This is a genomic window from Rhodosalinus sp. FB01, from assembly GCF_041365715.1.
Classification (GTDB): domain Bacteria; phylum Pseudomonadota; class Alphaproteobacteria; order Rhodobacterales; family Rhodobacteraceae; genus Rhodosalinus.
Map to the genome: position 1 here is coordinate 33,007 of NZ_JBGFSH010000012.1, position 22,601 is coordinate 55,607.

General features: G+C 67.4%; 27 protein-coding genes. 9 read left to right on the forward strand and 18 right to left on the reverse strand.

The window, feature by feature from the left end; translation table 11 throughout:
- The first annotated feature begins 7 nt into the window (after positions 1-7).
- Positions 8-673 (forward strand): leucyl/phenylalanyl-tRNA--protein transferase, encoded by a 666-nt coding sequence (gene aat / locus AB6A65_RS14805; RefSeq protein WP_371039167.1) that lies wholly within the window; start codon positions 8-10, stop codon positions 671-673.
- Here the strand turns inward: aat and AB6A65_RS14810 are convergent.
- The 5 genes from AB6A65_RS14810 to AB6A65_RS14830 all read right to left on the reverse strand — a co-directional run bounded on the left by AB6A65_RS14810 (position 637) and on the right by AB6A65_RS14830 (position 4,138).
- The gene (locus tag AB6A65_RS14810) at positions 637-981 is read right to left on the reverse strand and encodes a DUF2155 domain-containing protein (protein WP_371039168.1); all 345 of its coding nucleotides are present in this window, start codon (positions 979-981) and stop codon (positions 637-639) included. The genes aat and AB6A65_RS14810 overlap by 37 nt on opposite strands.
- Positions 982-998: 17 nt before the next feature.
- Positions 999-1,445, reverse strand: coding sequence for an outer membrane lipid asymmetry maintenance protein MlaD (gene mlaD, locus AB6A65_RS14815; protein WP_371039169.1), 447 nt, complete (start codon positions 1,443-1,445; stop codon positions 999-1,001).
- A 5-nt stretch (positions 1,446-1,450) separates the two neighbouring features.
- On the reverse strand, positions 1,451-1,834 hold the full coding sequence (locus AB6A65_RS14820; protein ID WP_371039170.1) for an NADH:ubiquinone oxidoreductase subunit NDUFA12: 384 nt from the start codon (positions 1,832-1,834) through the stop codon (positions 1,451-1,453).
- A 259-nt stretch (positions 1,835-2,093) separates the two neighbouring features.
- Complete coding sequence (gene clpX / locus AB6A65_RS14825) at positions 2,094-3,359, reverse strand: ATP-dependent Clp protease ATP-binding subunit ClpX (RefSeq protein ID WP_371039171.1); 1,266 nt, start codon at positions 3,357-3,359, stop codon at positions 2,094-2,096.
- Positions 3,360-3,508: 149 nt separating this feature from the next.
- Positions 3,509-4,138, reverse strand: coding sequence for an ATP-dependent Clp protease proteolytic subunit (locus AB6A65_RS14830; protein ID WP_371039172.1), 630 nt, complete (start codon positions 4,136-4,138; stop codon positions 3,509-3,511).
- Positions 4,139-4,301: 163 nt separating this feature from the next.
- Between AB6A65_RS14830 and AB6A65_RS14835 the strand changes: the two genes are divergently transcribed.
- A complete protein-coding gene (locus tag AB6A65_RS14835; protein WP_371039173.1) occupies positions 4,302-5,495 on the forward strand; it encodes an FAD-binding domain-containing protein in 1,194 nt (397 codons plus the stop codon).
- A gap of 52 nt (positions 5,496-5,547) precedes the next feature.
- Here AB6A65_RS14835 and AB6A65_RS14840 read toward each other — a convergent pair whose 3' ends face one another.
- The 11 genes from AB6A65_RS14840 to AB6A65_RS14890 all read right to left on the reverse strand — a co-directional run bounded on the left by AB6A65_RS14840 (position 5,548) and on the right by AB6A65_RS14890 (position 15,626).
- Complete coding sequence (locus AB6A65_RS14840) at positions 5,548-6,810, reverse strand: FCSD flavin-binding domain-containing protein (protein WP_371039174.1); 1,263 nt, start codon at positions 6,808-6,810, stop codon at positions 5,548-5,550.
- Positions 6,811-6,843: 33 nt separating this feature from the next.
- A complete protein-coding gene (locus tag AB6A65_RS14845) occupies positions 6,844-7,566 on the reverse strand; it encodes a c-type cytochrome (protein ID WP_371039175.1) in 723 nt (240 codons plus the stop codon).
- Complete coding sequence (locus AB6A65_RS14850) at positions 7,566-8,783, reverse strand: c-type cytochrome (protein WP_371039176.1); 1,218 nt, start codon at positions 8,781-8,783, stop codon at positions 7,566-7,568. Before AB6A65_RS14850 ends, AB6A65_RS14845 begins: the two co-directional genes overlap by 1 nt.
- The gene (gene soxC / locus AB6A65_RS14855) at positions 8,767-10,050 is read right to left on the reverse strand and encodes a sulfite dehydrogenase (RefSeq protein ID WP_371039177.1); all 1,284 of its coding nucleotides are present in this window, start codon (positions 10,048-10,050) and stop codon (positions 8,767-8,769) included. Before soxC ends, AB6A65_RS14850 begins: the two co-directional genes overlap by 17 nt.
- A gap of 84 nt (positions 10,051-10,134) precedes the next feature.
- On the reverse strand, positions 10,135-11,832 hold the full coding sequence (gene soxB, locus AB6A65_RS14860) for a thiosulfohydrolase SoxB (RefSeq protein WP_371039178.1): 1,698 nt from the start codon (positions 11,830-11,832) through the stop codon (positions 10,135-10,137).
- Positions 11,833-11,931: 99 nt separating this feature from the next.
- Positions 11,932-12,780 (reverse strand): sulfur oxidation c-type cytochrome SoxA, encoded by an 849-nt coding sequence (gene soxA / locus AB6A65_RS14865; RefSeq protein WP_371039179.1) that lies wholly within the window; start codon positions 12,778-12,780, stop codon positions 11,932-11,934.
- A 62-nt stretch (positions 12,781-12,842) separates the two neighbouring features.
- Positions 12,843-13,172, reverse strand: coding sequence for a thiosulfate oxidation carrier complex protein SoxZ (gene soxZ / locus AB6A65_RS14870; RefSeq protein ID WP_371039180.1), 330 nt, complete (start codon positions 13,170-13,172; stop codon positions 12,843-12,845).
- Between the two features lie 20 nt (positions 13,173-13,192).
- Entirely contained in the window at positions 13,193-13,612 is a 420-nt protein-coding gene (gene soxY, locus AB6A65_RS14875) for a thiosulfate oxidation carrier protein SoxY (RefSeq protein WP_371039181.1), read from the reverse strand.
- A gap of 35 nt (positions 13,613-13,647) precedes the next feature.
- Positions 13,648-14,115 (reverse strand): sulfur oxidation c-type cytochrome SoxX, encoded by a 468-nt coding sequence (gene soxX, locus AB6A65_RS14880; RefSeq protein WP_371039182.1) that lies wholly within the window; start codon positions 14,113-14,115, stop codon positions 13,648-13,650.
- Between the two features lie 142 nt (positions 14,116-14,257).
- A complete protein-coding gene (locus tag AB6A65_RS14885) occupies positions 14,258-14,824 on the reverse strand; it encodes a thioredoxin family protein (protein ID WP_371039222.1) in 567 nt (188 codons plus the stop codon).
- Between the two features lie 64 nt (positions 14,825-14,888).
- Positions 14,889-15,626 (reverse strand): cytochrome c biogenesis CcdA family protein, encoded by a 738-nt coding sequence (locus AB6A65_RS14890; RefSeq protein WP_371039183.1) that lies wholly within the window; start codon positions 15,624-15,626, stop codon positions 14,889-14,891.
- Between the two features lie 70 nt (positions 15,627-15,696).
- Here AB6A65_RS14890 and AB6A65_RS14895 point away from each other — a divergent pair, with 70 nt between their 5' ends.
- From AB6A65_RS14895 to AB6A65_RS14915, 5 genes are all read left to right on the forward strand, one after another.
- On the forward strand, positions 15,697-16,077 hold the full coding sequence (locus tag AB6A65_RS14895; RefSeq protein ID WP_371039184.1) for a thioredoxin family protein: 381 nt from the start codon (positions 15,697-15,699) through the stop codon (positions 16,075-16,077).
- Positions 16,074-16,571 carry a heme-binding protein gene (locus AB6A65_RS14900; RefSeq protein WP_371039185.1) on the forward strand — a complete coding sequence of 166 codons (498 nt, stop codon included), beginning with the start codon at positions 16,074-16,076 and terminating at the stop codon, positions 16,569-16,571. Before AB6A65_RS14895 ends, AB6A65_RS14900 begins: the two co-directional genes overlap by 4 nt.
- Before the next feature lie 70 nt (positions 16,572-16,641).
- On the forward strand, positions 16,642-16,953 hold the full coding sequence (locus AB6A65_RS14905) for an ArsR/SmtB family transcription factor (RefSeq protein WP_371039223.1): 312 nt from the start codon (positions 16,642-16,644) through the stop codon (positions 16,951-16,953).
- A 78-nt stretch (positions 16,954-17,031) separates the two neighbouring features.
- Complete coding sequence (locus tag AB6A65_RS14910) at positions 17,032-18,087, forward strand: YeeE/YedE family protein (protein ID WP_371039186.1); 1,056 nt, start codon at positions 17,032-17,034, stop codon at positions 18,085-18,087.
- A 112-nt stretch (positions 18,088-18,199) separates the two neighbouring features.
- Complete coding sequence (locus tag AB6A65_RS14915; RefSeq protein ID WP_371039187.1) at positions 18,200-18,634, forward strand: hypothetical protein; 435 nt, start codon at positions 18,200-18,202, stop codon at positions 18,632-18,634.
- 4 nt (positions 18,635-18,638) lie between these two features.
- On the opposite strand, the gene AB6A65_RS14920 is transcribed toward AB6A65_RS14915, so the two are convergent.
- Together AB6A65_RS14920 and AB6A65_RS14925 are read right to left on the reverse strand one after the other, a co-directional pair.
- Positions 18,639-19,319: a DUF4386 domain-containing protein gene (locus AB6A65_RS14920; protein ID WP_371039188.1), complete on the reverse strand. Its 681-nt coding sequence runs from the start codon at positions 19,317-19,319 to the stop codon at positions 18,639-18,641.
- A gap of 73 nt (positions 19,320-19,392) precedes the next feature.
- Positions 19,393-19,980: a riboflavin synthase gene (locus AB6A65_RS14925; RefSeq protein ID WP_371039189.1), complete on the reverse strand. Its 588-nt coding sequence runs from the start codon at positions 19,978-19,980 to the stop codon at positions 19,393-19,395.
- Between the two features lie 85 nt (positions 19,981-20,065).
- Between AB6A65_RS14925 and AB6A65_RS14930 the strand changes: the two genes are divergently transcribed.
- Positions 20,066-21,364: a capsule biosynthesis protein gene (locus AB6A65_RS14930; protein ID WP_371039190.1), complete on the forward strand. Its 1,299-nt coding sequence runs from the start codon at positions 20,066-20,068 to the stop codon at positions 21,362-21,364.
- A gap of 87 nt (positions 21,365-21,451) precedes the next feature.
- Entirely contained in the window at positions 21,452-22,597 is a 1,146-nt protein-coding gene (locus AB6A65_RS14935; protein WP_371039191.1) for a polysaccharide biosynthesis/export family protein, read from the forward strand.
- Positions 22,598-22,601 lie beyond the last annotated feature (4 nt).

Genomic DNA, 22,601 nt, shown 5'->3' on the forward strand with positions numbered 1-22,601 from the left:
GCGTGCCATGACCGGCCCGCCACCCGCCCGGCAGGACGTCGCGCTGACGCCCGAACTCGTCCTGCACGCCTACGCGATGGGGCTTTTCCCCATGGCCGAGAACCGGGAGGACGACACCGTCTTCTGGGTGGACCCGAGACGCCGGGGCGTCTTCGAACTCGATCGCTTCCACATCTCCCGAAGCCTGGCCCGGCGGATGCGGCGCGGCGGCTTCTCGGTGACCGTCGATACCGCTTTCGAGGCGGTCATGGACCGCTGTGCCGACCGCTCCGAGACATGGATCAACGACGAGATCCGGCGCCTTTACGTCGCCCTGCACCGCCTGGGCCACGCTCATTCGCTGGAAATCTGGATGGATGGCGCGCTTGCTGGCGGGGTTTACGGGGTAACCCTGGGGGCGGCCTTTTTCGGCGAAAGCATGTTCTCGCGTCGGACCGACGCCTCCAAGATCGCGCTCGCCTACCTTGTGGACCGGCTGCGGCTTGCAGGATTCCTGCTGTTCGACACCCAGTTCCTGACGCCGCATCTCGCCTCGCTCGGCGCGGTGGAGATCTCTCGCGCAGAGTATCATCGCCGCTTGCGCGCGGCCCTCGAGGAAACGGCCGATTTCACAGCGCAGTCGCTGCCGGCCACGCCTCAGGACGTGGTGCAGCGCAATACCCAGACGTCGTAGCGCGCGTGATCGAGCGCGTTGAGCGCGGGCGAGGCCGCTGTCATCCAGCCGGCGAAGACGGGCTCCGCCTTGCCGTCCTCCCGGATGACGACATACGCCCAGGCATCGCCGGAAGGATCGCCCTCCGGGTAGCGGCACTCGCGAAGAGAGATCTCGAGCCGCCCGAGCGTGACCCGCGCCCCGTTCACGAGGGTCACATCCTCGACCGTGCCGCTGATCTTGTCGAGCCCGCGCAGCACGGCGCCGGTGCCGCGTTCGGCCGCTTCCTGCGCCGCGGAGGCGGCGGGAAGCCCGGCGAGCGCCAGCATGAAAGCCGTCCTGCGGATCACTCGTCGCCCTCTGTGAAGAACTTCAGGAGAAGCGTCACGAGGCTCACGGAGCTCTGGGTGTCGGTGATCTCTTCCCCCGGTTCCAGGTAGAACAGCGACCCGCCCGGCGAAATCTCGACGTAGTTGCCGCCGAGGAGGCCCTCCGAGGCGACGAGGATCGCGCTGTCGTCGGGGATCTGCACGCCCTCGCGCACGGTGAAGACCGTGTCGGCCCGGTAGGTTTCGGGATTGAGGCTGATATCCGTCACGGTCCCGATCTTCACGCCGGCAAGGCGCACGTCGGTACCCACGCCCACGCCTTCGAGCGAGCGGAAACTCGCGGTCAGCGGATAGGACCCGCCGTCGCGGGAAAAGCCGGTGATCTGGGCCGCGTAGACGACGAAACCGATGGCCGCCGCAAGGACCACGCCGCCCACGAGACTTTCCGCCCGGTGGTCAGACATCGCGTCTACTCCGGGGTCCAGGGCTCGTAGTCGCGCTGCTCGTCCGGCGCGACGCGGCGGATCGAGCCTGGCGGCGCATAGGCAAGCGGCGTGCCGGTGAGATTCTCCTGATGGGGTTTTTCCCACGGCTTGTGAGGCAGCGGCCGGTCGGTCGGCGGCTCGTCCCATGTGCGGTGCAACCATCCATGCCAGTCCGGGTCCACGCGGCTTGCCTCGGCTTCGCCGTTGAACACCACCCAGCGGCGGCTGTCGTCGCGGTTGCGGTAGAACGCGTTGCCCTGCGTATCCTCGCCCACCCGCTCGCCATGACGCCAGGTGAAGAACTGCGTGCCAAGCGTCTGGCCATTCCACCAGGTGACCGATCGGTTCAGGAAACTAAGGATGCCCATCGACGCCTCCGGATATCACCCGTTCCATATGGACCAGCGCGCAGGCAAGGTCCAGTGGTGCGCCGCGCGGCATTCACGATGCCGGCAAAAGCCACGTGCCGCGGCGCCACAGGATCGCCGCGCCGAACCGCTTCGGCCGCCGCGAAGAGGGGCCGGAGCATCCGACACAGGCACCGCATATCGCTGAAAGCGCCATGCGCACGCCACCGCGGTCGATGGCCGTTCCGATCTTGGATCCGGTCTGCGCGTTCTCCCGGCCTCAGCCGGCGCTCGCGCCTTCCTTCTTCTGGTCGGCGTAGATCATCAGCGGTTTGGCGTCGGAGGTCGCCGCCTCTTCGTTGCCCACGACCTCGGTGACGGAGTCCATGCCGGGGAGCTCGAACATGGTGTCGAGCAGGATGTCCTCGAGGATGGACCGCAGACCCCGCGCCCCCGTCTTGCGGCGGATCGCGCGCTTGGCGATCGCCTGGAGCGCCTCGTCCGTGAAGGTGAGTTGCACGTCCTCGAGCTCGAAGAGCCGCTGATACTGCTTGACGAGCGCGTTCTTCGGCTGGGTCAAGATCGTCACCAGCGCATCCTCGTCCAGATCCTCGAGCGTGGCGATGACCGGCAGACGGCCGACGAATTCGGGGATCAGGCCGAATTTCAGCAGATCCTCGGGCTCGAGCGCCGTGAAGATCTCTCCCACGCCGCGCTCGTCCGGGGCGCGCACATCGGCCCCGAAGCCCATCGCCGAGCCCTTGCCGCGCTGTGCGATGATCTTGTCGAGCCCCGCGAAGGCCCCGCCGCAGATGAACAGGATGTTCGTCGTGTCCACCTGCAGAAATTCCTGCTGCGGATGCTTGCGCCCGCCCTGCGGCGGCACGGACGCCACCGTGCCTTCCATGAGCTTCAGCAAGGCCTGTTGCACGCCCTCGCCCGACACGTCGCGCGTGATCGAGGGGTTTTCCGACTTGCGCGTGATCTTGTCCACCTCGTCGATGTAGACGATGCCGCGCTGCGCCCGCTCGACGTTGTACTCGCTGGCCTGAAGGAGTTTCAGAATGATGTTCTCGACGTCCTCGCCGACATAGCCCGCCTCGGTGAGCGTGGTGGCGTCGGCCATGGTGAACGGCACGTCGAGGATGCGGGCGAGCGTCTGGGCAAGCAGCGTCTTGCCGCAGCCGGTGGGGCCGATCAGCAGGATGTTGGACTTGCTGAGTTCAATGTCGCCGGATTTGGCCGCGTGGTCGAGGCGCTTGTAGTGGTTGTGCACCGCCACGGCGAGCACGCGCTTGGCCATGGCCTGGCCGATCACGTAATCATCGAGCACGTCGGAAATCTCGCGCGGGGTCGGAACGCCGTCGGTGCTTTTCAGCCCGCCGCCCTTCGTCTCCTCGCGGATGATGTCCATGCAGAGTTCGACGCATTCATCGCAGATGAACACCGTCGGCCCCGCGATCAGTTTGCGCACCTCGTGCTGGCTCTTGCCGCAGAACGAGCAGTATAGCGTGTTCTTGCTGTCGCCGCCGGAGTTCGTCGCCATATCACACCTTTCGGGCCGCTGTGTCTTTTTCGGGCGCCGCGGCGGGCCGCGGCTTCGGCCTTCCTGTCGGAGCAGCTTAGGTCAGCCACCCACCGGCCACAACGCCAAATTTCCGGCCGGTTCGCCTTCGGAACAGAGACGGTTAACGATCAGGCGTCCGTCTCGGTCTCGGCGCGCTTCTGAACGATCTCGTCGATGATGCCCCATTCCTTCGCGTCCTCGGGCGACATGAAATAGTCGCGCTCGAGGGCGGTTTCGATCTTCTTGAGCGTCTGCCCGGTGTGGTGGACATAGATGTCGTTCAGCCGGCGCTTGAGCTTCAGCGTTTCCTCGGCGTGGATCATGATGTCCGTCGCCTGGCCTTGATAGCCGCCCGAGGGCTGATGCACCATGATCCGGCTGTTTGGCAGCGAGAAGCGCATGCCGGGCGCGCCCGCGGCAAGCAGGAGCGAGCCCATCGAGGCCGCCTGCCCGATCACCAGCGTGGACACCTTGGGCTTGATGTACTGCATGGTGTCGTAGATCGAGAGCCCCGAGGTCACCACGCCGCCCGGGCTGTTGATGTACATCGAGATTTCCTTGGACGGGTTTTCCGCCTCGAGGTGGAGCAGCTGCGCCACGATGAGGCTGGACATCCCGTCATGCACGGGCCCGGAAACGAAGATGATGCGCTCCTTCAGGAGCCGCGAGAAGATATCGTATGCGCGCTCGCCCCGGCTGGTCTGCTCGACCACCATCGGAACCAGGGTATTCATGTATGTCTCGAAGGGATCGGTCATCTGGGCCTGCCTGCCTTGTGTGCTGGGACGTCGTGGCGTCGTCGGTCTGTGGGAGTCTTAGTGTTGCACCGGGGGGGCTGCAAGGGGCGGCACGGCTCCGGCACGGGCGTTTGATCCGCGCGGCCCGGGCATTAGCTCTCTGCCGGTCGTGGAGGGTCCGATCATGCAGGCACTCACCCTGTTTCCACCAGCCCGGGCGGCCGGCCTCGCGCGGCTCGCGCGCTTCGTCCCGCGCGCTGGCACGGACTATGCGCGGCGGCGCAATCTGGATCTGGGCCCCGGCGGGCACGACCATGTCTCGGGGTTGTCGCCGTGGCTGCGCCGCAGGCTCGTGACCGAGGAGGAACTGCTTGCCTCCGTGCTCGGGCGGCATTCGCCGGTCGCGGCCCGCAAATTCGTGGAGGAGGTGTTCTGGCGCGCGTACTGGAAAGGCTGGCTGGAAAGGCGCCCGGCGGTCTGGACGAGCTACCGCGCGGGCCTCTTGCGTGCACTCGACCGCGTGCAGACCGAGGCGGGCCTTCGCCAGGACTGGGCGGCCGCCTGCCGCGGCGCAACCGGCATCGACTGCTTCGACGCCTGGGCGCGGGAGCTCGCCACGACGGGCTATCTGCACAATCACGCGCGGATGTGGTTCGCCTCGATCTGGATCTTCACGCTGCGCCTTCCGTGGGAGCTTGGCGCCGATGTCTTCCTGCGCCACCTGCTCGACGGCGACCCGGCCTCCAACACGCTTGGATGGCGGTGGGTCGCAGGGCTCCAGACGCCGGGCAGGACGTATCTCGCGCGTCCCGGGAACATCGAGAAATGCACCGGCGGCCGCTTCCGGCCCGAAGGGCTCGCCGCCGCGGCGCCTGCGCTCGAGGGTCCGCCGGCCCCGCCGCCGCGCCCCGTGCCCGAAAGCGGCCGCTGGGATCCGGGCCGGGCCACGGGGCTTCTGCTTACCGAGGAAGACCTTGCGCCCGGCTCCCTTTTCGAGGCGGGGCTCGCGCCGCGGGCGACGGCGGTGCTCAGTTCGGTCGACGGGCTTTCGCCGCTCGCCGTCGCGCCCCATCTGCTTGCCTTCGTGGAGGGCGCGATCGACGACGCCACCGCGCGGTGGGCGGCAAGGCTCGGCCCGGTGACGCGTCTTTCCTGCGCCGACGACATCGCGGAATGGGCGGCCGCGAACGGGATAGAGCAGGTCGTCACGCCCTACCCGCCCGTGGGACCCGCCGCCGATGCGCTGGCAGGGCGGGACGTGATCCGCATCCTGCGCCCCTACGACGCCGCGGCTTGGCCCCATGCCACGCAGGGCTTCTCCAGCTTCAGGGCGCGCATCCCTTCGCTGCTGGACGGGATCGGCCGACCCGCGGCCTGAAACGACGAGGGGCCGCCCCGAAGGACGGCCCCCGCATGCCGCACAAGGCGGTTCAGCCGAACATGTCGGTCGTGATGCCGGAATACCAGCCGAGGCTTTCCTCGTAGGTCTGGCGGCGCAGATCGGCGGGTTCGCCCGTGTCACTGATGAAGCCGTCGACCTTGGCGATCTTCTCGTCCGTCGCCTCGTAGGTCGCGCCCACCTTCACGCCGTCGTCGGTGTCGATGAGCGACCAGCAGGTGTTGGAGAACTTGGCGGGGAACACGGTCGCCCCGGTGAGCGCGCCGCGGATCGCCATCGCCGCCACCTTGGCCTGGCTGTTGGCCGAGTAGCCCGATTTCGGCATGTCGCCCTGGTCGGTCGCATCGCCGAGGATATGCACGTCCTCGTCGAGGCGCGAGACCATCGTGTGGCCCGAGACCGGCGCCCAGTTCCCTTCGGTCAGGCCCGCCTCGTGGCAGATCCGGCCGGCCTGCTGCGCGGGGATGACGTTGCCCGCGTCGACCTGCTCCACCATGCCGTCGATGTTGCCCGTCATCTCGGCGGGGTTCACCTCGACGTTGTCGCCGCCGAAATCGGGCCCGATCCGCGAGATCATGCCGGGATAGTGCTTCTGCCAGCCCTCCTCGAAGAGCGCCTGCTTGGAGAAGTTCGCCTTCGGGTCCACGATCAGGATCTTGGCCGTCGGGTTCTGTGCCTTCAGCAGATGCGCCACCATCGAGACCCGCTCATAGGGGCCGGGCGGGCAGCGGTAGGGGTTGGGCGGCGCCACCATGGCGTAGAGCCCGCCCTCGGGCATGGCCTCCACCTGGGATTTCAGCAGCGCGGCCTGGGTGCCGCCCTTGTAGGCATGGGGCATCGTGTCCTGGTCGTCGATGCTCCAGCCCGGGACGGAGCCATCGACAAAATCGATGCCGGGGCTCAGGATCAGCTTGTCGTAAGGCAGCGACGCGCCGCTCGCGAGCGCGACGGTCTTGGCGTCGCGGTCCACGCCCACGGCCCAGTCGTGCACGACGTTGATGCCATAGTCGCTGGCGAGCTTGTCGTAGGAGTGCGCGAGGCTGTCATACTCGCGGAACCCGCCGATGTAGAGGTTCGAGAAGAAGCAGGTGTAGTAGCTGCGCGCAGGCTCGATCAGCGTCACATCGATCGCGCCGTCGCTGTCCTTGGCGATGTAGCGCGCGGCCGTGGCGCCGCCCGCGCCGCCGCCCACCACGAGCACACGGGGCTTGCCCTGTCCCAGCACGGCCGGCGCGTAGAGCGACGCCGCGGCCGCGGCGCCGGTGCCGATGAAGGCACGTCTGTTGAGTGTCATGAGGTCTCCTCCCTTGGCGTGTCGCCGGGCGGTTCACTCCGCCTCGGCGAAATACGCGGCAAGTGCCGCGATCTCCTCGTCGGACAAGCGCCCGGCCATCATCTGCATCACCGGATGCGGCCGGATCTTGCGCTTGTAGGCGTGCATCGCCACGACGAAATCCTCTTCCGGCCAGCCGGTGATCGCGGGGATGCCTTCGTCGGCCCCGTCGCGCCGGTGACAGGTCGTACACTCGGATGACAGATATTCTCCGTAGGCCGGATCGCCGACAATCTCGAGGGTTTCCGGCGGCAGGTCCACTTCGCGCGGCAGCGCGGTGGGTTCGGCCTCGGGGATGTTGGCCGGATCCGCGGAATAGACCCGCAGATAGGCGAGCACATCCGCGCGGTCCTCCGGCGCATCCAGCCCGGCGAAGTTCATGCGCGTCCGGGACACGAGCGCGCGGGGATTTTCCAGATACGGATCGAGGGTGTCGAACGTCCACACGAGCCCGTCGGCCCCCATGCGCGCCAGCCCCTCGGAATAGCGGTAATCCGCGATCTCTCCGGCCTTGCGGCCGAAGATGTTGTTGAGATGGGGGCCGATGCGGTTCTCCGCACCGGCCCCGACCTGATGACAACTTGCGCAGTGGCGCGCGAAAAGCGTGGCGCCACTGTCTGCATCGCCGATCGGGCGCGTTTCTTCCTCCGCATGGACACCGGTCGCAAGAAGCGTCGCGGCGAAAAGCGTTATCGAAAGAAGCGGCCCTTGCGTCATCAATTCTCCGAATAGGTCTTGAGATACTCGGTGACGGCAGCGATGTCCTCGTCGTTCCTGAGGCCCGCGAAGGCCATCTTGGTGCGCTGGACGTACTCTCGCGGATTGGCCAGGAACTTCGCCAGCGTCTCCTCGTTCCAGACGCCGCCCTCTTCGCCCATCTCGAGCAGGGTGTTGGAGTAGCGGAAGCCATCGATGCCGCCCATCTCGCGCCCGAAGAGGTCGTTGAGATGCGGACCTGTGCGGTTCTGCGCGTCCTCGCCCACCTGGTGGCAGGCCTGGCATTGGCGGAACACGCTTTCCCCGTCCTCGGCGAGGGCCATGTCGATCTCCATCGCGGCGGTCTCTGCCTCCGGTGCGGTCTCGGTCATGTCCCCAGTGTCCTCGGCGACGGCCGCCGTGTCCACTGTTTCTTCACCCGAAGATCCCGTCCCGGTCTGGGCCGCGGCTTCCTCCTGCTCGGGATCCACGGGCGTCACGCCAAGATCCGTGGCCCGCAACGTGATCTCGGCCTCGTCCTTGCAGTTTTCCATGCAAGGCTCGGTCCGCCAGATCGTGTACTCGGTCTCCGGCCTGTCATCGATGATGAACCCGTCTGCGTTCGGCATCTCGATCTCGGCGAAGTTCTCGTTCGTGAGCACGAAGTCGTCTTCCACGAGGAAGTTCGAGTAGAGCAGGTACGCCGTGATCGCGTAGACCTCGTCGGTGCTGAGCGACTGGGCGTTGCCGTAGGGCATGGACCGGTGGACGTAGTCCCACACGGTCGAGAGATACGGCCAGTAGCTGCCGATGGTCTTGACCGGATCCTCGTTCGCCAGCGTGCCCTCGCCACCCGAAAGCGGCGGCCAGTTGCCAAGCCCCTCGGCGAAGTCGCCGTGGCAGGCCGCGCAATTGGTCAGGTAAGCCTCCTCGCCTTCCATGACCGAGCCGGAGCCCGGCGGAAGGCCCTGGCCGTCGGGACGCACGTCGACGTCCCATGCCGCCAGTTCCTCGGGCGCGGCGGGGCGCCCGATCCCGTACCTGCCGTCATGGGCCGCCTCGTCCGCCTGTGCGGCGGCAACCATGAAGCCAAGATCCGGATTCGACGGCCCGGCCGAAAGACGCGGCGCGTCGGTGGGCATCGGGCTCACGAACCGGTCCGCGAAGTTGTGGGCCGCGATGAGCACGACCGCGGTGCCCGCGAGCGCCGTTCCGGTAAGCTTAAGAGACTTCGACATTTTCGGCCTCCCCGTTCGGCTTCACGTGCCAGGTCTGGATACAGTTGTTGTGGTAGATCGAGTTCAGCCCGCGCACCTCGCGCAGCTGCGCCTTGGTGGGCTGGACGTAGCCCGTCTCGTCCATTGCGCGGGACTGGAGCAGCATCTCCTCGCCGTCCCAGTTGGTGTCGAGGTAGAAGCGGGTCAGCGCCTTCGGATCGCCCTGCTTGGCGAGCCGCGCGGTCTCCCACGTCTTGCCGCCATCCTTCGAGACGTCGACGCGGGTGATGCGGCCGTGACCCGACCACGCCATGCCGGTGATGACGAGCGGCCCGGCGCCGTGCGTGATCGGCATCTGCGGGCTCGGCGAGGTGATGACCGATTTCGCGTCCATCACCCAGGTCCACTTGCGCGCGGTCCCGTCCTCGAGAACGTCGGTGTATTTCGACGTCTCCTCGCGGCTTTCCACGGGGCCGTCCATGACCTCCACGCGGCGCAGCCACTTCACCCACATGTTGCCTTCCCAGCCCGGCACCACGAGGCGCACGGGGTAGCCGTGCTCCTTCCTGAGCGCCTCGCCGTTGGCCTTGAAGGCCACGAGAACGTCGTCCAGCGCCTTGTCCATCGGGATGGAGCGGCCGTTCGAGGAGGCGTCAGCGCCCTCGACGAAGACCCACTTGTCGGACAGATCGCCCGCGGCGTCGAGACCGGCCTCCTGCAGCAGCGTGCGCAGCGGCACGCCGGTATATTCCATGTTGTGGATCATGCCGTGGGTGTACTGCGCGCCGTTAAGCTGCGCGCCGGCCCACTCCATGCCCGTGTTGGCCGCGCATTCGCAGAAATAGACATGATTCTCGCGCGGGAAGCGCTCGAGATCCTCGTAGGAGAAGACAAGCGGCGTATCCACGAGGCCGTTGATCATCAGCCGGTAATCCGGCTTGGCCAGCTCGATCGCGCCCGAATGGTGCCGCTCGAACGCACAGCCCTGCGGCGTGATCGTGCCGTCGAGCGCGTGGATCGGCGTGAAGTTGATCGAGCTGATCGTGTCGGCGGTCAGCCACTCCACGTTGCGGCGGATCACGTGATCCTCGAACTTGATCGGCATCCCGTAGGGCGTGGCGTCTACCGGATCGCCCCAGCCCGACGCCCAGGGCTGCACGTCGGTGATGAGCGGGTTGGGGCTGGCGGCATGTCCGGCCTTCGCCGCCACGGCCCCTGCCCCGGCCGCCGCGGCGCCGGTCAGGAACTGCCGGCGCGATGGCTTCGGTCCCTTGAAGCTGGTCGTCATCTCTCCATTGCTCCTCTCAGATCATCGAATTCGCTTTTGTGAATTCGACAGGCAAATTCTTGTACCGTCGACGGGCCGGCACCGTCAGGTGCCGGTCACCGTGACGGAGGTGTTGGGCTCTACCTTCACGGTCCCCTTCTGGCGAACGTGATCTTCCACGACATCCCAGATCGGCGGGCCCTCTGTCCCCTCGTTGACGCTCGCCCAGCCCGCGACGACATAGGACCGCGCCGGATCGATCGGCTCGCCGGTCTTGAGCAGCGTCATCTCGGAGATGCGCTCGCCCTGCGGCTTGGAGACGTCGATGCGGTAGCCGAGGCCGCCGAGGCGCACCATGTCCCCGCCCTGCTGGTAGTAGGGGTCGGGGTTGAACAGGTTGTCGCCCACGTCCTCCAGCACGACCTTGAGGAATTCGCCGGTCATCTCGGTGCGGTAGGCGTTCGGGTAGGTCATCGAGGTCACGTTCCAGCTATCCTCGCGGGTGATATCCTGGCCCGGGATCAGCGACGGCCCCCAGCGCACGCCGGGCGACATGGCGATCTCCGCGTCGCGCTGTTCGAGCAGCGCCTCGCAGATCAGGTCGTCCCAGGTGCCGTTGAAGTTGCCGCGCCGGTAGAGCAGGCTTTCGGTCTGGCCGATCACCTCGGAGAGCTGCGTCTCGAAGGGCGCGCGCTGTTCGTCCACCAGCGCGGTCATCTCCGGGTCGGGCTGGATCACGTCGGAGAAGATGGGAATGAGCTTGTGGCGGAAACCCATCATCTGCCCGTCGCGCACGTCGAGATCGACCCGGCTGACGAACTTCCCGTTGGAGCCGGAGGCGATCAGGATCGTGTCGCCCACGAGCACGGGCTCGGGCAGCGCATCATGCGTGTGGCCGGTCAGGATCACGTCGATGCCGGACACCTGGCCGGCCATCTTCTTGTCCACGTCGAAGCCATTGTGGCTGAGAACCACGACAAGCTCCGCCCCCTGGGCGCGGACCTCGTCCACCATCTCCTGCATGTGCTGGTCGCGGATGCCGAAACTGTAGTCGGGGAACATCCAGCCCGGGTTGGCGATCGGCATGTAGGGGAACGCCTGGCCGATCACCGCGATGTTCACGCCGCCGCGCTCGAACATCTGGTAGGGCGCGAATTCCGCCGCCGGCTCGTCCCACATCGCGTCGAAGATGTTCTGGCCAAGCGCCGCGAAGGGCAGCCCCTCGACCAGGTCGCGCACGCGCTCCTGGCCGAGCGTGAACTCCCAGTGGAAGGTCATCGCGTCGGGCCGCAGCGCGTTCATCACGTTGACCATGTCCTGGCCTTCGGTGTGATAGCAGGTGTAGCTGCCATGCCAGGTGTCGCCGCCGTCGAGCAGAAGCGCCTCCGGCCGGTCGCCCCGGATCGCGTTCACCACCGTGGACACGCGGTCCATGCCGCCCATCCGGCCATAGCTGCGCGCGAGCGAAACGAAATCGTCGTAGGTCAGCGCGTAGTGCGACGGGCTGCCATCCTCGATGCCGTAAAGCCTGCGGAACTCGGCGCCGGTGATGTGCGGCACCTCTCCCTTGTTGGGGCCAACGCCGATGTTGACCTCCGGTTCGCGGAAATAGATCGGCTTGAGCTGGGCGTGGATGTCGGTGACGTGGATCAGCGTCACGTTTCCGAACGTGTCGAAGTCCAGCAGCTGGTCCTGCGTCAGCGCCTGCTGCGCGGCGAGCCTGGACCAGTTGCCGAAACCGGACGCGCCGACAAGGGCCGAGGCGGCCATGCTGGCCTGCAGGAAGTCGCGGCGGGAAATCATCTGGGTGACGCTCCGTTGGTGTTCTCGGGGATAAAGGGTGACATGCCCCCTCCCGCGCACGGGAGGGGATATGCGTTTTTCAAGCCTTGCCGCTTACGCTTAGTTGCGGACCGACGGTCCCTCGACCGAAAGGCCGTTGCCGCGCGAGGCGACGTATAGCTGCAGTGCGACGAAATCGTCGCTGCCAACGTCGTAGGGCACGCCGCGCGTGTCGCGGATGCAGCCGTTGAAACGGTTGTGCTGCGACACGAGGTTGGCCTGCTTCAGCCGGTAGACCGGGAAGCCGTTGGTCTGCCCCTGGCTGAGGTGGTCGGCGCGGATGTAGTTGTCGTAGTTGTCCTCGTGGCAGTTCGCGCAGGCAAGTTCGAGCTGGCCGTAGCGGGTGTAGTAGATCTCCTTGCCACGCTCCCACGTGTCCTCGACGGGCCCGTCGATGGCGACGTCGACCGTCATGCCGCGGGACACCGACGCGATCAGCGCTGTCATGTTCTTCATCGGCTGACTGTCCCAACCCCAGGCTTCCGCGCCCATGCGCTCGGTCCGGCAGTCGTTGATGTACATCTCGGCCGTGTAGACCTTGCCCTTTTCCTCGTTCCATTTCGGCAACGATGCGCGAAGCCCGCGGAGCGATTCCGGCTCTTCGTGGCAGCTGGCGCAGGACTGGCCCGCGTCGCCTTCGACGGCGTTCCACGAGTCGCGTCCCTGGTCGACGAAGATCATCCCCGGGTTGTCGAAATCGTCCATCTGGAGCGCCTGGGTCTCTTCCGTCCGGAATGTCCAGCCCGAGCGGATCGAGCGCAGATGACCCTTCAGATGGTCCGGCGCGGCCGTCTCGGTGACCATTTCAATCTCGCCGTTGATGATCAGGTTCGCGTCGGGATCGGCCGCCCCCAGCGTGGGAAACGCGATCGCGAGTGCCGCCGCAGCCGTCAGTGCCTTGTATCTCATCCCTGTTCCTCCCTTGGGTTCCGCCCCGCGCCGCGCGCGGGGCAGCCTTTCGCACTTCGGCTTCAGCTGACCTCGACGGACTGCACGTCCTCGTAGACGGAGCCGTCGTCGTCGTACCATGTGAAGGTGAACTCGCCCGTCTCCGGGATAGTCGCCTCGAACTCGAAATAGGGGTTGGTCGAGATCGCGGGCTCCATGGTGACGTCGATCACGTTCTGGCCGTTGAAGTCGCACGTGAAGCGATTGATGATCGAGCGCGGGATCGTGTTGCCCTCGCTGTCCTTGCGCTGGCCCGACTCCATCTTGTGGCTGATGAGAGTCTTGATCGTGGCCACTTCGCCGGCCGAAGCCGAGCGCGGGACGCGGACACGCGGTTTGACGTTTTCTGCCATCTGTCTTGTCTCCTGATCTCTCAGCCGCCGCAGCCGCCGATGGTAACTTTCACTTCCTTCGAGGTGCGGGCGAAGGAACCGTCAGCCATCTTGGCCACCGCAACGACGTCCTGGGTGCCCGCAAGGCGGATCCGCGTGCTCGCGCGGCTCGCGCCGGCCAGCGGGCCGAAATGGAAGGTGGCGACGGGCGGGGTCGGGTTGCCCGCGGCCAGCACCATGATCGATGCCGCACCGTCGGCCGCGACCTCGATCGGAACCGTGTTGCCGTTCTCGGCGATCTCGGGGGCGTTCAGCGTCACGCCGCCGTCGGCGACATCCGCGCCGCCGGTGAACTCCGCGATGAGCTCGTCCACGGTCGCCGCGAAGGCGCTGGCCGGCAGCACGGTGAGGGCCGCGGCCCCCGCCCCGAGCGCCAGGGTTTCACGTCTGGTGAAGTCCATCCTAATTCTCCTCTGATGGTTCCCGGTCGCCCCGATCACTCGTACTTGAGCGTCGACAGGAATGCGACCACGTCCTCGACTTCCTGCGCGCTCAGGAGCGGCGGAAGCGGTTCCTCGGCGGGCTTCTTGGTGAAGCCCTGGCCCGGACGGGTGAAGCCGGTCGTCTTGTAGTAGCCCGGCATGATTGTGCCCTCGTAGGTCTTCTTCGCATCCACGAGCAGGCCGCGAAGCTCCGCCGGCCCCCAGCGGTCGCCGACGCCGTCGAGCGGCGGGCCCACCTCGCCATGGAAGGGCGCTTCATTCAGCGCCGTGACCATGTGGCAGGAGATGCAGTTGCCCTGCGACTTGGTGACCATGATCTCGGCACCGCGCGCGGGATCGCCCTTCGTGCCCGTCAGCGAAGTTTCCACCGCGCCGTATTCGCCGAAAGTCACTTCCCCGGGCGCAACGACGTCTGCCGCCGAGGCGGCCCCGGCAAGCGCGGCGAAAGCGACCCCAGCCATCAAGTTCTGCGTAAGTTTCATATTCCCTCCCATGGCTATCCCGTCAGCGTCACGCCGATAGCACTGTATACCGTAGGCCACCGCGACCCTGTGACGCAATATCAAATTCACAGAAGTGAATTATTCGGAACAACGTTCGCGGTCAGTCGGCGCTCCCGTCGTTGCGTTCCTGGATGCGGCGCGCGTGATAGCGTTGAAAATCTTCATCCCCGTCAAGCTCGTAGCGCTTCTCGTTGACCCATGTGAGCATGTCGAGCGTGGTTCCCGCCGCGAAGGCCCCCGGCATGGTGACGACCGCCGCTTCGGGGGCGGTGGCGTCCTCGGGAACCTCCTCGGGCAGGAACATCAGCGTGGGCGTGAAGAGAATCCCCCACTTGCGCGCCATCTCGCGCTCCGTCCGCGTCTCGCCGTCGAAGTCGGTCACCTCGACCGCGCCATGCAGGTTGAGCTGCACGACGAAGAAGTTCTCGTCGATGTACTCGGCGATCTCGGGACGCGGAAAGACGTCCTCGTGCATCTTGGTGCAGTAGATGCAGCCACGCTGCTCGAAGATGATCGCGAAGCGCTTGCCCTCGGCGTTGGCCTCCTCCAGATCCTCGCGCAGGTCCTTGAAGGTGTCGCGCATCCACGCCGTCTTGTGCAGCCCGTCGTCGCCGACATTGGCCGCCGCCGCCGGCAGCGCCAGCAGCACCCCCGCCAGCGCACCCATCGCCCGTGTCGCAAGTCCCGTCATCCGCATCTCCTCCCTGTCATCGTTGACGTCGCTGCGGACCTCACCCGAGGCTCGTGAAGCCGGGAAAGGCCTCGATCATCCAGTTCGCGATCCAGTTTACCGTGTTCGTGGCGATGAGTACCGCGAAAACGATCAGCATGCCGCCCATCGCCTTCTCGACATATTGCATCTTGTTCCTGTGCCGCTGAACCCAGGCGAGAAAGGGCCGCGCGAAAAGCGCCGCGACGATGAAGGGCGCGGTCATGGCAAGGCCGTAGACCAGAAGCAGCAGCCCGCCGCGGAAGATGTCGCCCATGCCGCTCGCGATCATCAGGATCGAGGCGAGCGCCGGGCCCACGCAGGGCGTCCAGCCGAAGCCGAAGGCCAGACCCATCAGATAGGCGCCCAGCATGGTCGAGGGCTCCGCGCCACTTTCCAGGCGCGCCTCGCGATAGAGAAACCCGATTCGGATGACGCCGAGGAAATGCAGGCCGAACACCGCCAGGATCGCCGCCGCCACGTAGGAAAGCGGCTGGCGCCACTGCGCGAACGCCTCTCCCACCGCGGTGGCGCCCATGCCCAGCAGCACGAAGATGGTCGTGACGCCCAGCGCGAACATCACGGCGCTGAGGACGAGCCGCCGCTGCGCGCCCGGCGGGATCTCGTCGTTCCCGCGCAGTTCGGTCATGGAGATGCCCGCCATGTAACTCAGGTAGAACGGCACCATGGGCAGGATGCAGGGCGTGAAGAACGAAAGCAGACCGGCGAGCGCAGCGCCTGCAAAGGAAATCTCGAGCATCGCCGCTCCTTGATCCATTCACATATTCAGAATACGTTGAGTGACAGCTTGGCGTCAATCTACGGTATACATGCGCGTACAGCGATTTCTCATTGCGGCGGCCCTCGCCTGCCTTCCCGGCTTCGACGGCGGCCGCGCGGCAGAGCTTGTCATGGTCGAACAGCCGGGATGCAGCTATTGCGAGGCGTGGCATGACCAGGTCGCGCCGGAGTATCCCAAGACCGCCGAGGGCCGTTTTGCGCCCCTGGTGCGCGTGCAACTGCGCGAGGGCGCGCCGGAGGGCGTGACGTTCGACCGGCCCGCCGTCTTCACCCCGACCTTCATCCTGGTGGAAGACGGCGAGGAGCTCGCCCGGATCGAGGGCTATCCGGGAGAGGATTTCTTCTGGGGGCTTCTCGGCCGGATGCTGGAAGATCACACGGATTTCAACGAGGGAGGAGACGGACAATGAAAAGAACGGTATGCGCGCTCGCGCTCGCCGCGGGGACGGGGCTGCCCGCCGCCGCGCAGGATGCATTCGTCGAATTCCGCGCGATCACGCCCGAACTCGCCATGCGCATGGCGACGGCCGCGCTGGAACACTGCCGCGCGGAAGGGTTCCAGGTCGGCGTCACCGTGACCGACCGCTTCGGCGTGCCCCAGGTCTTCGTGCGCGACCGGTTCGCCGGCGCCCACGTGCACGAGACCTCCTACCGCAAGGCGTGGACGGCGGCGAGTTTCGGGACGCCCACGACGGAGCTGTCCGAAGTGACCCAGCCCGGCGAGGCCACCTTCGGCATCCGCCAGCTGAGCGAGGCGCTCGCCCTCGGGGGCGGGCTGACGGTGGTCGCGGGCGAAGGTGACATGGTGGCCGCCATCGGCGTGTCCGGCGCTCCGACGCCCGCGCTCGACGACGAATGCGCCGAAGCCGGGATTGCGGCCATCGAGATGGACATCGCTTTCTGACAAAGCGCCACGCGCCGACCGCGCCAGGGTCGAGGAGGTCCCGTTGTCTCTTCCGGTTCTCAAGTCCGACATGTCCGAGGCCGAGCTCGACCGCATCGTCGAGAAGGCGGAGACGGCCTCGACGTTCCTCAAGGCGATCAGCCATGAGGGCCGCCTGATGATCCTGTGCCATCTGGTCACCGGCGAGAAGTCGGTGACCGAGCTGGAGGCATTGCTGTCGGCGCGGCAGGCGGCCGTGTCGCAGCAGCTGTCGCGCCTGCGCCTCGAAGGCCTGGTCGTTCCGCGGCGGGAGGGAAAGGCGATCTACTACCGTCTCGCCGACGACCGTCCCCGCAAGATGCTGGAGACGGTCTACGATCTCTTCTGCGCCGACGGCGACTGACCCGGCGCGCCGGGCCGGCCGCCGGACCGTTGCGCGCCGGTCTTCACGCCTGCATACTGCCCCGACGGGAGGATGCGGATGCTTGAGATGATCCCCGAAAGCTGGGCGGTCGCGCTGATCGGCGCGGGCGGCGGGATACTTCTGGGCCTCGCGGCGCGACTTGGACGCTTTTGCACGCTGGGCGCGATCGAGGATCTGCTCTACGGCGGCAGCGCGCGACGCATGCACATGTGGCTTCTCGCCATCGGCGTGGCCGTGACCGGCACTTTCGCGCTGACGGCGGCGGGCATCGTGCGCCCCGAGCTCAGCTTCTACTACGCGATCGAATGGATGCCGCTCGCCTCCATCCTGGGCGGCCTGGCCTTCGGCTATGGCATGGCACTCGCCGGGAATTGCGGCTACGGCGCCATCGCGCGGCTGGGCGGCGGCGACCTTCGCAGCTTCGTCATCGTGCTGGTGATGGGCGTCTCAGCCTATGCGGTGCTGATGGGCCCTCTCGCACCGTTGCGTGACCTGCTCTTCCCGCAACGCGACGTGACAGGCGTCGCGCCCGCGCTCCCCGCGCTTGCCGAGGCGTGGACGGGGGTTCCGGCCGTGGCGATCGGACTTGGCGCGGGGCTGGCGCTTTGCGCCCTGGCGCTCGCATCGCGGGAGTTGCGCGGCGACGCCTCTGCGGTCTTCTGGGCTGGCATGGTGGGCGTGGCGGTGGTCGCGGGCTGGGCGGGCACGACCTGGGTGGCCACCACGGGCTTCGAGGCGCTGCCGGTCCAGTCGCATTCCTTCTCCGCGCCGGTCGGCGAATCGATCCTCTTCGCCATGACCGGCAGCGCGCGGCCGGTCAGCTTCGCGGTTGGTTCCATCGCCGGGGTGTGGGCCGGCGCTTTCATCGGCTCCCTCGTCAAGGGACATTTCCGCTGGGAAGCCTGCGAGGATCCGCGTGAGCTTCGCCGCCAGATCTTCGGGGCGATGCTGATGGGCGGAGGCGCCGTGGTCGCCATGGGCTGCTCTGTCGGTCAGGGCGTCTCGGCGTTTTCGGTTCTCGCGGTCAGCGCGCCCGTGACGCTGCTTTCGATCCTGGCCGGCGCGGCGCTCGGGCTGCGCCCACTCATCGAGGGCTTCCAGCCGGCCGAGTGAGCCCCCGGCTGCGTCCACAACGCCCCCTGCGACAGAATATCGTATTCCGTTTTTATTATATATCTTTACCGTCGGGACTGGAAACGCACTTCAACGTCCCGAGAGGACCCTCATGCTCAAGACAGGCTTGAAGGCCGCCACCGCGGCCGCTTTCATCGCCGGCCCCGCAGGGGCCGAGATGGAAGAGAAACTCGTCACCGTCGTCACCTCGGAGAACCCGCAGACCCAGCTGATGAGCATGGTGCTGACCATGCAGGCGCTGCAAAAGGGTGCGGAGGTGCGCATCCTGCTTTGCGGCCCGGGCGGCGACATCGCGCTCGACGAGGCGCCCGACACCGCGACCGCCGGCCAGCCGCCGAAAGACATGAGCCCGCAGGGCCTGCTGAAGGCCGCGATCTCGAACGGCGCCACCGCAGAGGTGTGCGCGATCTACCTGCCGGGTCGCGGCGAAGGCCCCGAGGTGCTGATGGACGGCGTCGGCGTGGCGCAGCCCCCGGCGATGGCCGATGCGCTTCTGGACGACGGCGCCGCCGTCTGGTCCTTCTGAAGCATCAAGCGGCGGCCGGGCGCGCACGCGCGACCCGGCCCCGCGCCCCGAAGACAAGCCAGAGCGCGAGCGCAAGTTCGGCCACCAGCGGCACCATGTAGGCCGGGGCGAAACCCGCCGAGAGGCCCGGCGCGAGGAAGCGCAGCGCGCTCCCCGACAGATAGACGATCCCCGCCGCGCCGATCCCCCAGCCGAGCGCCGCCGGAAAGGCGGGATGCCGCAGGAGCAGCACGCCCGTCGCAAGGCAACTCCCCCCGAAGAAGACAAGCCCCATGTCGTAGGCATGGGCATGGAGCGAAAGAAGGAAGGGCGCGAGGCCGGCCGCCGCGCCCCCGTCGAGCGCAAGCGCCGCACCATGATGCAGCACGAGCCCCGCGCCCAGAACTGCCGCCTGCACGAGGCGCAGGCTGAACGCCATGAGCGCGAGCGCCTCGCCCGCCGGGCGCAGGATCACGAGAAGAAGCGCGCCCAGCACCACGTCCGAAAGCGCCATCAGCGTGTCGAGGAGAAGCGCGGCGCGCAACGCGGCCACCGCCCCATCCGCGCCGCCCGGCAGCGCCGAGAGGTCGGCGAGCCCGGAGAGCGGTGCACGGAACACGGCCTCGGAGGAGAGGCCCGCCGCGATCAGGACGAGGTAGACGACGCCCGCGATACGGTAGGGCGCGGCGGAAGCTCTGGGCGTCATGGACGGTCTCCGGCATAGACGCGACGCCGCTAGGCTACACCGCCGCGACCCGCGGCGCTACGGCAAGGGCGCCCTACCCCGCCTCGGCCAGTCGCGCGACATAGCGCGCCAGCATGTCGACCTCGAGGTTCACCAGATCGCCCACCCGCACATCGCCCCAGGTGGTGACCTCCTTGGTGTGGGGAATGAAGTTGATGCCGAACTCGGCCCCCTCCACCTCGTTCACGGTCAGCGATGTCCCGTTGAGGGCGACCGATCCCTTCGGCGCGATGAAACGGGCCAGCGTCTCTGGCGCGCGCAGGCGCACCCGGGTGCTGTCGCCGTCGTCGGACACCGCGACCACCTCGGCCACGCCGTCCACATGGCCCGACACGATGTGCCCGCCAAGCTCGTCGCCCACGCAGAGCGCGCGCTCCAGGTTGACGCGGCGTCCCGGCGCCCAGTTCCCCAGACCGGTCTTCGACACGGTCTCGGCGCTCACATCGACCTCGAACCAGTCCTCGCCCAGCGACACGACGGTCAGGCAGACACCGTCGCAGGCGATCGAGGCGCCGATCTCGATGCCGGAGGTGTCGTATCCCGTGGCGATCCGCGCGCGCAGATCGCCGCGCCGCTCCAGCGCGCGCAGTGTGCCCACATCCGTGACGATCCCCGTAAACATCGCGCATCTCCTTCTGCCACGACGGACCTTATTTCCGTCCCAAAGCTGGTGTAGCCTGCCGTCGATCTAGCGGGCTCGAGGCCGGATGACCACCATCGCGACACCGCCATCCTCGCGCGTGTTCCTCTTCTTGCAGGGACCGCACGGGCCGTTCTTCGACGCGCTCGGCGCGATGCTGCGCCAGGCGGGGGGCATCGTCTGGCGCGTCGGCTTCAACGCGGGCGACCGGGCGTTCTGGCGCGACCGCGCCTCCTACATCCCGTTCCGGTCTCCCGTCGAGGCATGGCCCGCGGCGCTCGAACGTCTCGTGGCCGAAAAGGGGATCACCGACATCGTGCTCTACGGCGACACGCGACCCGTCCACGCCGTCGCGGTGGCGCAGGCGCGGGAGCGGGGGCTGCGCGTCCATGTCTTCGAGGAGGGCTATCTTCGCCCCTACTGGGTGACCTACGAGCGCGGAGGGTCGAACGGCAACTCGCGGCTGATGGACATGACGGTCGCCCGGATGCGGGCGGCGCTCGCGCATGGCGAGCTGGAGCAACCGCAGGCACCCGCGCGCTGGGGCGACATGCGCCAGCACATCTTCTACGGCGCGCTCTACCATGCCCACGTCATGCTTCGGAACGGCGGCTACCGCCATTTCCGGCCCCACCGCGATCTTCCGGTGACGCGGGAGTTCCGTCTCTATCTCCGGCGGCTTCTCTGGATGCCGGCCCACGCGCTGGAACGTGCGCTGGCGACATGGCGGATCCGGCGCGACGCATTCCCCTATCACCTCGTGCTGCTTCAGCTCGAGCATGACAGCTCCTTCCGGGCGCATTCGCCCTTCGCCAGCCTGACCGAGTTCGTGGAGCTCTGCGTGCGCGATTTCGCGCGGGGCGCCCCGCGCCACCATCACCTGGTGGTCAAGGCGCACCCGCTCGAAGACGGCCGCGCGGCCGTTCGCGCCGCGCTCGCGCGCGCGGCCGCGGCGCATGGCGTGGCCGACCGGGTGCACTATGTCCGCGGCGGCAAGCTTGCCCGGCTCCTGGCCGAGGCGCGCAGCGCCGTCACCGTCAATTCCACCGCCGGACAGCAGGCGCTCTGGCGCGGCGTTCCGGTGAAAGCCTTCGGGCGGGCGGTCTACGCAAAGCCCGAATTCGTGTCGGATCAGCCGCTCGCCGCCTTCTTCGCGTCGGCCCGCCGGCCCGACACGCGCGCCTACCGGGAGTATCGCCGCTACCTTCTGGAAACGAGCCAGGTGCCGGGCGGCTTCTATGCCTCGGCGAGCCGACGGCAGCTCCTGCGGCATGTCGTGGACATGATGCTCGCGGCAGAGGATCCCTACGACGCGCTGGAACGCGGCACCGCGGCCCCGAGGCAACAGTTGCGCGCGGTGATCTGATCCCGCCTGAGGGCAGGCTGGCCGTTTCGCCCGGTTGCCGGTAGCTTCGCGGGACAAGCAGAAGGCAGAAGAACCGGAGACGAGGCAGTGACATCGACATCGTTCCGCTGGGCGCGCGCCATCGCCCTGCTTCTCGTCGTGTCGCTGGCGGCGGGCTGCGGATTGCCGCGCTCCGGCCCCAGCAAGAACGAGATATTCGCCGGCTCCGAACAGCGGCAGGGCGACGCCTTCGTGATCGAAGTGAACGATCGCGTGACGCGAGCGACCTCTGTAATGCCCGCGCTGGCATTCCAGCAAGGGTTCGTGAACGCGGGCATCATCGGCTCGGACGTGATCCGGCCGGGCGACACGCTCGGCCTGACCATCTGGGAGAACGTGGAGGACGGGCTGCTGGCCGGCGAGACGGGCAATTCCACCGTTCTCGAGGAAGTGCAGGTGGATGCCGAAGGGTTCGTCTTCGTGCCCTATGCCGGGCGGATCCGGGCCGCCGGAAACACGCCCGAGGCCGTGCGCCGGATCATCACCCGCCAGCTGGCCGACCAGACCCCCGACCCCCAGGTCCAGGTGCGCCGCCTCGCCGGAAACGGGGCGGCGGTCTCGCTGGCGGGGGCCGTGGGCGCGCAGGGCATCTACCCGATCGAGCGGCCAACGCGCACCCTCTCGGCGATGATCTCGGCGGCGGGCGGAATCGCGATCCCGCCCGAGGTCGCGCTGATCAGCGTGATCCGCGGCGGGCACCGCGGAACCGTCTGGTTCGAGGATCTCTACGATACCCCCGAGTTCGACATCGCCCTGCGCGACGGCGACCGCATCCTCGTGGAACGGGACACGCGATCCTTCAGCGTGCTCGGCGCCTCCGGCTCGCAGGCGCGCGTGACGGTCGAGAGCGAAACGCTCTCGGCGCTTGAGGCGCTCGCCCGGGTCGGCGGGCTGGCCACCAACTCGGCCGATCCCACGGGCGTCTTCGTGTTCCGAAACGAGCCTGCCGAGATCGCGAACGCCGTGCTGGGCCGCGACGACCTCGTCGGCGCCCAGCGCTTCGTCTACGTCCTCGACCTGGCGGAACCCAACGGCATCTTCGAGGCGCGCGACTTCCTGATCCGCGACGGCGATACGCTCTACGTCACGGAAGCTCCCTTCACCCAGTGGAGCAAGGTGATCTCCGCGATCACCGGATCGCTGGGCGTGGTGAACACAGTGGACACCGCCGCGTCGACCTTCTCCGGAAATTGACGGG

What these genes read in the sequence shown, in the direction of transcription:
- clpX (WP_371039171.1), bottom strand. Translation starts at nt 3,359, where the DNA reads ATGGCGACGAACTCCGGCGGCGACAGCAAGAACACGCTATACTGCTCG.
- AB6A65_RS14810 (WP_371039168.1), bottom strand. Translation starts at nt 981, where the DNA reads ATGCTGGCGCTCGCCGGGCTTCCCGCCGCCTCCGCGGCGCAGGAAGCG.
- AB6A65_RS14930 (WP_371039190.1), top strand. Translation starts at nt 20,066, where the DNA reads ATGACCACCATCGCGACACCGCCATCCTCGCGCGTGTTCCTCTTCTTG.
- soxX (WP_371039182.1), bottom strand. Translation starts at nt 14,115, where the DNA reads ATGGCTGGGGTCGCTTTCGCCGCGCTTGCCGGGGCCGCCTCGGCGGCA.
- AB6A65_RS14830 (WP_371039172.1), bottom strand. Translation starts at nt 4,138, where the DNA reads ATGACCGATCCCTTCGAGACATACATGAATACCCTGGTTCCGATGGTG.
- AB6A65_RS14890 (WP_371039183.1), bottom strand. Translation starts at nt 15,626, where the DNA reads ATGCTCGAGATTTCCTTTGCAGGCGCTGCGCTCGCCGGTCTGCTTTCG.
- soxC (WP_371039177.1), bottom strand. Translation starts at nt 10,050, where the DNA reads ATGACGACCAGCTTCAAGGGACCGAAGCCATCGCGCCGGCAGTTCCTG.
- AB6A65_RS14835 (WP_371039173.1), top strand. Translation starts at nt 4,302, where the DNA reads ATGCAGGCACTCACCCTGTTTCCACCAGCCCGGGCGGCCGGCCTCGCG.
- AB6A65_RS14845 (WP_371039175.1), bottom strand. Translation starts at nt 7,566, where the DNA reads ATGACGCAAGGGCCGCTTCTTTCGATAACGCTTTTCGCCGCGACGCTT.
- AB6A65_RS14910 (WP_371039186.1), top strand. Translation starts at nt 17,032, where the DNA reads ATGCTTGAGATGATCCCCGAAAGCTGGGCGGTCGCGCTGATCGGCGCG.
- AB6A65_RS14895 (WP_371039184.1), top strand. Translation starts at nt 15,697, where the DNA reads ATGCGCGTACAGCGATTTCTCATTGCGGCGGCCCTCGCCTGCCTTCCC.
- soxZ (WP_371039180.1), bottom strand. Translation starts at nt 13,172, where the DNA reads ATGGCAGAAAACGTCAAACCGCGTGTCCGCGTCCCGCGCTCGGCTTCG.
- AB6A65_RS14905 (WP_371039223.1), top strand. Translation starts at nt 16,642, where the DNA reads ATGTCCGAGGCCGAGCTCGACCGCATCGTCGAGAAGGCGGAGACGGCC.
- soxY (WP_371039181.1), bottom strand. Translation starts at nt 13,612, where the DNA reads ATGGACTTCACCAGACGTGAAACCCTGGCGCTCGGGGCGGGGGCCGCG.
- soxB (WP_371039178.1), bottom strand. Translation starts at nt 11,832, where the DNA reads ATGATTTCCCGCCGCGACTTCCTGCAGGCCAGCATGGCCGCCTCGGCC.
- AB6A65_RS14885 (WP_371039222.1), bottom strand. Translation starts at nt 14,824, where the DNA reads ATGGGTGCGCTGGCGGGGGTGCTGCTGGCGCTGCCGGCGGCGGCGGCC.
- soxA (WP_371039179.1), bottom strand. Translation starts at nt 12,780, where the DNA reads ATGAGATACAAGGCACTGACGGCTGCGGCGGCACTCGCGATCGCGTTT.
- AB6A65_RS14820 (WP_371039170.1), bottom strand. Translation starts at nt 1,834, where the DNA reads ATGGGCATCCTTAGTTTCCTGAACCGATCGGTCACCTGGTGGAATGGC.
- aat (WP_371039167.1), top strand. Translation starts at nt 8, where the DNA reads ATGACCGGCCCGCCACCCGCCCGGCAGGACGTCGCGCTGACGCCCGAA.
- AB6A65_RS14900 (WP_371039185.1), top strand. Translation starts at nt 16,074, where the DNA reads ATGAAAAGAACGGTATGCGCGCTCGCGCTCGCCGCGGGGACGGGGCTG.
- mlaD (WP_371039169.1), bottom strand. Translation starts at nt 1,445, where the DNA reads ATGTCTGACCACCGGGCGGAAAGTCTCGTGGGCGGCGTGGTCCTTGCG.
- AB6A65_RS14840 (WP_371039174.1), bottom strand. Translation starts at nt 6,810, where the DNA reads ATGACACTCAACAGACGTGCCTTCATCGGCACCGGCGCCGCGGCCGCG.
- AB6A65_RS14920 (WP_371039188.1), bottom strand. Translation starts at nt 19,319, where the DNA reads ATGACGCCCAGAGCTTCCGCCGCGCCCTACCGTATCGCGGGCGTCGTC.
- AB6A65_RS14850 (WP_371039176.1), bottom strand. Translation starts at nt 8,783, where the DNA reads ATGTCGAAGTCTCTTAAGCTTACCGGAACGGCGCTCGCGGGCACCGCG.
- AB6A65_RS14915 (WP_371039187.1), top strand. Translation starts at nt 18,200, where the DNA reads ATGCTCAAGACAGGCTTGAAGGCCGCCACCGCGGCCGCTTTCATCGCC.
- AB6A65_RS14925 (WP_371039189.1), bottom strand. Translation starts at nt 19,980, where the DNA reads ATGTTTACGGGGATCGTCACGGATGTGGGCACACTGCGCGCGCTGGAG.